Below are 6274 nucleotides of genomic sequence, written 5' to 3'. Positions count from 1 at the left end.
CTACCGCCGCCTCAACACCGCCGCTCAGAATGAGCTCACCGGGGCTTGACAGACATAGGAGATTCAAGGCCGGCTCGGCGTGTGTGTCGAACTGAGGCCGCGCCGATCCAGACCAGAGTCTCTCCGGATTCCAAGACCGGCAATTCCAATCGTCCCCAAGATCGCGATGGAACAGAGCAGGAACCACAGGTCCGCCGTGAATCCTCCGGCGAAGAGGATGGCCCCGTAACCCAGAATGGCCAGGCCAGCCAGCGCTACATAGGACACCTTGCTCAGCCACACTGCTGGTCGACGCGTATAAGACCCCATCACCAGCACGACCAGTGGTACGAGCATGAGTCCGCCAAAGACCAGCGCCGGGGGTATCCGTGCGTTCGGGTCTGGACAGGAGAACGCAAGCGCACAGACGACCGGGAATTGCTGGGACCTCCAGAAGACCAACCACGCGACGGACACCATGGCGACGGCCGGTAGCCACAGCCTGAAGTGATGTACACGTGCACCAGCGTCGGTCATGCAACCTAGTGTGGCATTGGCGCGCAAGTAGGGTGAAGGCACCTGACGGCGAGCAGAGGGGTTCCGAATGTCGGTGAAGGCCCGGTCGTTTCCGCCCGGTGGCGCAGTGGTGGTGTTGACGGCTGGGCTCATCCTGACGGGTTGCGCCAACGAGGCGGGACCAGCTGCGCCTGAGACCTCGTCCTCGGCCACCATCCCGAGCGAGACGACGTCGGCCACTCCCGAATCTTCGCGATCCTCCATGACGGCCGCTCCCGTTGACAGCTTGGACGGGCTTTTCGAGGCCGTCGACGAGCGTTTTGACTGCCCGGGTCCCGCAGATGGCTTCTCCGGGACGGCGGAATGGTTCGTCGCTGAGATCACCGAGGCCGGGGAGGGCGGTCCAGGCGCTCCGGAACACCAGGCGGCGAACAAGGACCTGGCCAGGCTCGCTACTGAGTTGAGCGCCGACCTCAGCGACGGCTGACCGATCCGGACGTCCCGGCTAGGAGCGGACGGCGGCCGGCCGGGTGCGGTAGGTGGAGACCTGCCGGTCCCAGACGGTGGTGACGGCCCAGACGACGAGGCCGGTGCCCAACATGTGCAGCAGGACCACACCGATCGGCAGTCCGGTGAAGTGCTGGATGTAGCCGACGATCCCCTGGAACGCGATCACCGCGATGAGGGCCCAGGCCGAGATCCGCTGCAGCCGCGAGGACTGCTGGCGCAGGACCACCACGAGCAGCACGAGGGCAGCGGCCGTCATCAGGTAGACGGGGAAGGCGTGCAGACGGGTGACCACCAGTGGGTCGAAGTCATGACGGGGTGCGTCGGCGTCGCCTCCGTGGGGTCCGGTACCGGTGACGATGGTCCCGAGGTACAGGACCACCCAGGCGATCACGAAGATGCCGCGGGCCAGGCTCCGGGAGAGTGCGGAGGTCTGGCCATCGGCGACCGAGGCGAAATCATCCGGCTGGTCCCCGTGTGCCTGACGGTGACGCCATTCGGCGCCCACCCTGTTCACCAGCAGGGTGGCGAAGCAGACCATCACCGAGGAGACGAGGAAGTGGAACGCCACCACCCAGGGGTTCAGGTCGGTCCACACGGTGATGCCGCCCACCACGGCCTGCGCCGGGATGCAGGCCAGCATCCCCACCGAGATCCAGAAGATGCTCGGGTGGGACTTCCGGAGGTTCCACACCCACAGCAGCACGGCCAGGGCCGCCAGCCCCACCACGAAGGTCAGCAGTCGGTTGCCGAACTCGATGACGCCGTTGATCCCCATCTCCGGGGTGTTGATCCAGGAGTCGTCGGTACAGGTGGGCCAGGTCGGGCAGCCGAGGCCGGAGGCGGTCAGGCGCACGGCGCCGCCGGTGACGATGATGCCGATCTCGGTCACGAGCGAGATGACGGCGAGCACCAGGGTGACCCGGGTGATGTCCCGCGGAGTGTATCGGCCGATGCCCGCATCGATGCGGCGCCACAGCCCGGGGCGGGTGGCGGAACCGCTCTGGGCGGTGGACTGGGTGGGGGTACTCACTTCAGGGTCCTTTGAACGAGACGGACGGGGATGAACTGTGGATCACTCAGCGCCATTTGAACCATTTCAGCGCGCCGACCGTGGCCAGGATGCCCCAGCCCGCCAGGACGAGAAGGGCGCCGACGTCGGGCGTTCCGGTGCCGAAGGCGGACCGGAGCCCGTCGCCCAGCGCGGCCGAGGGCAGGAAGGAGGCGATGCCGGAGAACCAGCTGATGGCGGGGACCGGGAAGACGGCCCCGCCCACGGCGCCCAGCAGCACCCACAGCAGATTGGTGAGGGCCAGGGTGGCCTCAGGCCGCGCGGTGCCCGCGATGAGGAGCCCGAGGGCGGTGAACGAGGCCGCCCCGAGGATGAGGAAGAGGACGGCCCACGGCACCCCGGCCCAGACGGGCTGCCAGCCCAGCACGAGACCGATCCCGCCGATCACCACGACCTGGAGCAACAGGACCGCCAGGACGGCGCAGGCCTTGCCCAGGATGAGCCCGGCCGGCCCGAGGGGAGTCGTGGACAGGTAGGCCAGCACGCCGTAGCGGCGGTCGAATCCGGTGGCGATGCCCTGCCCGGTGAAGGCCGAGCTGAGCACGGCGAGGGCGAGGACGCCGGGCACCGCCACGTCCACTCCGCGGACCCCGGCACTGTCCATCAGTCCGGACCAGACGACGGCGAACAGGGCCATGAGGGGCAGGACGAGGGAGATCAGCAGCTGCTCGCCGTTGCGGATCGCGGTGACGGACTCATAGCGTCCCTGCGCCATGACCCGGCGGGCCAGGGAGCTGGCGTTGCCGAGCCGCGAGGGGCTGCCCTGCGGGGACACGGCCGCGGCGGTGCTGGCGGTGCTGTGAGGGGTGTTCACGGGACTGCTCACGGGGCGACCTCCAGGAAGACCTCTTCAAGGGAACGGTGCAGCAGGCGCACGTCCGTGGGCATGATGCGGTGATCGCGCCACCAGCCGGCCAGGTCCGCCCAGGCATCGGGGGTGGTCAGCCCCTCGACGCGGAACGTGCAGTCGGCCGGCGCGCTGGGGCCCTCTGGCACCAGGTGGAGTCCGGACGGGAAGGCGGCCAGCGCGTCAGAGCCCAGTGGCTGGGGGACGGAGAAGTGCACCGGGGTCGGTCCCGTGCGGTCGGTGAGCTCGGCAACCGACCCGGACCGTTCGACGGCGCCCTCCCGCAGGAGCACCACGTGATCAGCCAGCCGTTCGGCGTCGTCGAGCAGATGGGTGGTGAGCACCACGGCCAGTCCGGCCTGCTTCAGCTCGAGGATCAGCTCGAACACCAGTTGGCGGGAGACGGGATCCAAGCCGGCGCTCGGTTCGTCCAGGAACACGACGCGCGGGCGGCCCGCGAGGGCGGCGGCCAACGCCACCCGCTGCTTCTGGCCACCGGACAGGCGGCGGATGTCCCGGCCGGAGAACTCGTCGATGCCCAGGCGCTCGGTGAGGGCGGCCATGTCGGCCGGCTCCCGGTAGAGCGAGCAGATATGACGCAGCAACCGTGCCGGGGTCGCGGACGGGGGCAGCCCTCCGTCCTGGAGCATGACGCCGACCTGGCTGCGCAGAGCGGCCCCGGCATGCCAGGGGTCCTCACCGAGGAGGCGGACGGTGCCGGAATCAGGACGGTCGAGCCCCTGCGCGATGGTCAGGGTGGTGGTCTTGCCGGCGCCGTTGGGCCCCAGCAGCGCGGTCACCTCTCCACTGCGGGCTCGGAAGTCCACGCCCTTGAGGATGTGGAGATCTCCCCGGCGGCTACGGACGGTCTTCTGCAGTCCCTCAAGGGACACCAGGACGGAGGGTGAGGATGGCACCCATCCATGGTACCCGCGTGGCCCGCTACTTCTACGACCCGTAGAACTGGCGTGGCCGACGCCACCCTCGGGCAAGGCACGCCTTACTTTCGCGGTGGCGTTAATTAGGTAAACTAAGGGTTGTGTATTCCACCAGCCAACTTGACGTGCCCGCCGCGGGCCCGGTCGACGGACAACGCGAGAGCACCCGCGACCGGGTGCTGCAGGTTGTCCTGACCCAGGGCCCGGTCAGCGCCGCCCGCGTGGGCGAGCTGCTGAGCCTGACCGCGGCCGCCGTCCGTCGGCATCTGGACGTGCTGTCCGAGGAAGGCGCCGTCGAGGTCAAGCTCGTCTCCGGCAATCGAGGCGCCGGCCGTCCCTCACGCCGGTACGTGGTCAGCCGCGCCGGTCAGTCCCGCCTCGGCAACGACTACCTCGAGGTCGCCGCGCAGGCCCTCCACCGGCTGAACCAGGTCGGAGGGGCAGACGCCGTCCGCTCCGTGGCCCGGGATCGCTTCGCCGCCGTCGAGGACCGCTACCGAGAGGCCATCGGCACCGCCTCGAACCTCAAGGACCGGACCACCGCCCTGGCCCGGGTCCTGGACGAGGAGGGCTTCGCCGCCAGCGTCCGCACCGTGGGCCTGGCCGCCAACGCCGGAGGCCGGACCACCTTGAAGGCCGCGCAGATCTGTCAGGGCCACTGCCCACTCCAGGACCTGGCCGCGGACTTCCCTCAGTTCTGCGAGGAGGAGACGGAGCTCTTCGCCCGCCTGCTCGGCGTGGACGTACGCCGGCTGTCCACCCTGCCCACCGGCGGCCACGTCTGCACCACCCACATACCGCTGGGTCGGGATGCGGACCAGACAGATCCGACGGAGCCGTGAGCCGGCCCTGAAGCGGCACCGCGCGACCACCGGCCCCGCCGGACTCCACGGATTCACACAGATTTACACCAGATCCAACAGACCACCAGCTCGATCACCAGAGAGGCAGCGATGACCGATCAGATCATCAAGGAGAACGCCGACCCGGGCGTGATCTCCGAGGTATTGGAGAAGAACCCGGAACTCAATGCGATTGGCGCCTACCAGTTCGGCTGGTCGGACCAGAATGACGCGGGCGCCAATGCCCGCCGCGGCATCAACGAGGACGTCGTCCGGGACATCTCGGCGAAGAAGAACGAGCCCGAGTGGATGCTCAACCTGCGCCTCAAGGGCCTGAAGTACTTCGACCGCAAGCCCATGCCGACCTGGGGCGCCGACCTCTCCGGCATCGACTTCGACAACATCAAGTACTTCGTCCGATCCACGGAGGGCCAGGCGAAGTCCTGGGAGGACCTGCCGGAGGACATCCGCAACACCTACGAGCGCCTCGGCATCCCCGAGGCCGAGCGTGAGCGCCTGGTCTCCGGCGTGGCCGCCCAGTACGAGTCCGAGGTCGTCTACCACCAGATCCGCGAGGACCTGGAGGAGCAGGGCGTCATCTTCCTGGACACGGACACGGGCCTGAAGGAGTACCCGGAGATCTTCAAGGAGTACTTCGGCTCCATCATCCCGGTGGGGGACAACAAGTTCGCCGCGCTGAACACCGCCGCCTGGTCCGGCGGCTCCTTCGTCTACGTCCCCAAGGGCGTCCACGTGGAGATCCCGCTGCAGGCCTACTTCCGCATCAACACCGAGAACATGGGCCAGTTCGAGCGGACCCTGATCATCGCGGACGAGGACTCCTACGTCCACTACATCGAGGGCTGCACCGCGCCGATCTACAACTCGGACTCCCTGCACTCGGCCGTCGTCGAGATCGTGGTGAAGAAGAACGCCCGCGTTCGCTACACCACCATCCAGAACTGGTCCACCAACGTGTACAACCTGGTGACCAAGCGCGCGGTGGCCGAAGAGGGCGCCACCATGGAGTGGATCGACGGCAACATCGGTTCCAAGGTCACCCAGAAGTATCCGGCCGTGTACCTCACCGGTGAGCACGCCAAGGGCGAGACCCTGTCCATCGCCTTCGCCGGCGCGGACCAGCACCAGGACACCGGGTCCAAGATGGTGCACCTGGCCCCGAACACCTCCAGCTCGATCGTCTCCAAGTCCGTGGCCCGCTCCGGCGGCCGCGCCGCCTACCGCGGACTGGTCCAGGTGATGGAGGGTGCCAAGAACGCGGCGAACTCCGTGGTCTGTGACGCGCTGCTGGTGGACACGATCTCCCGCTCGGACACCTACCCGTACATCGACATCCGCGAGGATGATGCCACCCTCGGCCACGAGGCCACGGTCTCGCGCGTCTCCGAGGAGCAGCTCTTCTACCTGATGAGCCGCGGCATGTCCGAGACCGAGGCCATGGCCATGATCGTGCGCGGGTTCATCGAGCCCATCGCGCGCGAGCTGCCCATGGAGTACGCCCTGGAACTGAACAAGCTGATCGAATTGCAGATGGAAGGATCGGTAGGCTGAG

General features: G+C 68.0%; 7 protein-coding genes. 3 read left to right on the top strand and 4 right to left on the bottom strand.

The genetic code is table 11. From position 1 onward, the window contains the following. Positions 1-63: 63 nt before the first annotated feature. The gene (locus tag ACFFIO_RS08590) at positions 64-759 is read right to left on the bottom strand and encodes a hypothetical protein (RefSeq protein WP_378041166.1); all 696 of its coding nucleotides are present in this window, start codon (positions 757-759) and stop codon (positions 64-66) included. Between ACFFIO_RS08590 and ACFFIO_RS08585 the strand changes: the two genes are divergently transcribed. Next, positions 758-982: a hypothetical protein gene (locus tag ACFFIO_RS08585; RefSeq protein ID WP_378041165.1), complete on the top strand. Its 225-nt coding sequence runs from the start codon at positions 758-760 to the stop codon at positions 980-982. The two genes, ACFFIO_RS08590 and ACFFIO_RS08585, sit on opposite strands and share 2 nt — an antisense overlap. An 18-nt stretch (positions 983-1000) precedes the next feature. On the opposite strand, the gene ACFFIO_RS08580 is transcribed toward ACFFIO_RS08585, so the two are convergent. From ACFFIO_RS08580 to ACFFIO_RS08570, 3 genes are read right to left on the bottom strand one after another with little or no spacing between them, the layout of a single operon-like run. Beyond that, positions 1001-2035, bottom strand: coding sequence for a COX15/CtaA family protein (locus tag ACFFIO_RS08580; RefSeq protein WP_378041164.1), 1035 nt, complete (start codon positions 2033-2035; stop codon positions 1001-1003). A 46-nt stretch (positions 2036-2081) separates the two neighbouring features. After that, positions 2082-2900 carry an ABC transporter permease gene (locus ACFFIO_RS08575; RefSeq protein ID WP_378041163.1) on the bottom strand — a complete coding sequence of 273 codons (819 nt, stop codon included), beginning with the start codon at positions 2898-2900 and terminating at the stop codon, positions 2082-2084. Then, positions 2897-3838 (bottom strand): ABC transporter ATP-binding protein, encoded by a 942-nt coding sequence (locus ACFFIO_RS08570; RefSeq protein WP_378041162.1) that lies wholly within the window; start codon positions 3836-3838, stop codon positions 2897-2899. Before ACFFIO_RS08570 ends, ACFFIO_RS08575 begins: the two co-directional genes overlap by 4 nt. 122 nt (positions 3839-3960) lie before the next feature. Between ACFFIO_RS08570 and ACFFIO_RS08565 the strand changes: the two genes are divergently transcribed. Together ACFFIO_RS08565 and sufB are read left to right on the top strand one after the other, a co-directional pair. Further along, positions 3961-4701, top strand: coding sequence for a helix-turn-helix transcriptional regulator (locus ACFFIO_RS08565; protein ID WP_378041161.1), 741 nt, complete (start codon positions 3961-3963; stop codon positions 4699-4701). 111 nt (positions 4702-4812) lie between these two features. Next, complete coding sequence (gene sufB, locus ACFFIO_RS08560) at positions 4813-6273, top strand: Fe-S cluster assembly protein SufB (RefSeq protein WP_159550954.1); 1461 nt, start codon at positions 4813-4815, stop codon at positions 6271-6273. Position 6274 lies beyond the last annotated feature (1 nt).

Origin of the sequence: Citricoccus parietis (assembly GCF_042433045.1) — a bacterium.
Lineage (GTDB): Bacteria > Actinomycetota > Actinomycetes > Actinomycetales > Micrococcaceae > Citricoccus > Citricoccus parietis.
Note: the sequence above shows the minus strand (reverse complement) of the source record. Positions and strands in the feature narration are given on the sequence as shown.

What these genes read in the sequence shown, in the direction of transcription:
- ACFFIO_RS08585 (WP_378041165.1), top strand. Translation starts at nt 758, where the DNA reads ATGACGGCCGCTCCCGTTGACAGCTTGGACGGGCTTTTCGAGGCCGTC.
- sufB (WP_159550954.1), top strand. Translation starts at nt 4,813, where the DNA reads ATGACCGATCAGATCATCAAGGAGAACGCCGACCCGGGCGTGATCTCC.
- ACFFIO_RS08590 (WP_378041166.1), bottom strand. Translation starts at nt 759, where the DNA reads ATGGAGGATCGCGAAGATTCGGGAGTGGCCGACGTCGTCTCGCTCGGG.